Source organism: Phyllobacterium sp. 22229, from assembly GCF_052056495.1.
Classification (GTDB): Bacteria; Pseudomonadota; Alphaproteobacteria; order Rhizobiales; family Rhizobiaceae; genus Phyllobacterium; species Phyllobacterium myrsinacearum.
In genome coordinates this window covers 1-643 of record NZ_JBQEPA010000058.1, presented here as the reverse complement: position 1 = coordinate 643, position 643 = coordinate 1, and the positions used below count along the sequence as shown (strand labels likewise).

1 protein-coding gene is annotated in these 643 nt (G+C 56.6%); it reads left to right on the top strand.

All coding sequences use genetic code 11. The features are described 5' to 3' along the window. Positions 1 to 224: 224 nt before the first annotated feature. A complete protein-coding gene (locus ACTJJ7_RS28060) occupies positions 225 to 404 on the top strand; it encodes a hypothetical protein (RefSeq protein ID WP_440969505.1) in 180 nt (59 codons plus the stop codon). The last annotated feature ends 239 nt before the right edge of the window (positions 405 to 643 follow it).

Here is a 643-nt window from a genome sequence, read left to right as displayed (position 1 = left end):
CACGCGGCTGCACTGGAAGAAATGAACCGTGCTCCGAACGGGGTAATGGAGATTTTCATCGCCATTTTTGCGCGGGTGCAGTGTTTGTTGTGAATGGTGAAGGCAACACAGGGAGGCCCGGCTATCGGTCAAGGCGGGATGGGAACCGCCGGCGGAATGCACCGGGCCTCCGTTGCCTGGAAGCAAGCAACAAGGCTATCCTCCGGCCTTGTTATGGAGGTTTCATGGAGACATCGTCCACAGATGACGCAGAGCCAAGAAATCCGGCGGAAAGGGCTGGCATCTGCATTGCCGATCTTTCCGAAATCGAGACCGGAACCATGGACAGGAGCATTTCCACCATCACGCGGATGGCCGATGCGCTGAAGCTGATGCTTGACGATCTGGTATGTTCTTGGACATAGCCTTGCGGGGGGATTCGAACCTCCAGCAATTGGCCGCTGCATATCTGACAATAATTTCCCGCGGCAGGCAGTTGCCGGACTTTTCTCATGCGGGCGGCGACTATCTCTCGTCAGACACAGACCCGTACCGGGCCGCAAAGCTTCAACCGCTCCGCTACAGCTGCGCCTTCATCCGAACTCGGATACGCACTGGCAAGCAAGGAGACAGGAATGAGGATTGGCAATTGCATATATGCCGC

Excerpts from the sequence above, each read along its gene's own strand:
- ACTJJ7_RS28060 (WP_440969505.1), top strand. The coding sequence starts at position 225 with ATGGAGACATCGTCCACAGATGACGCAGAGCCAAGAAATCCGGCGGAA.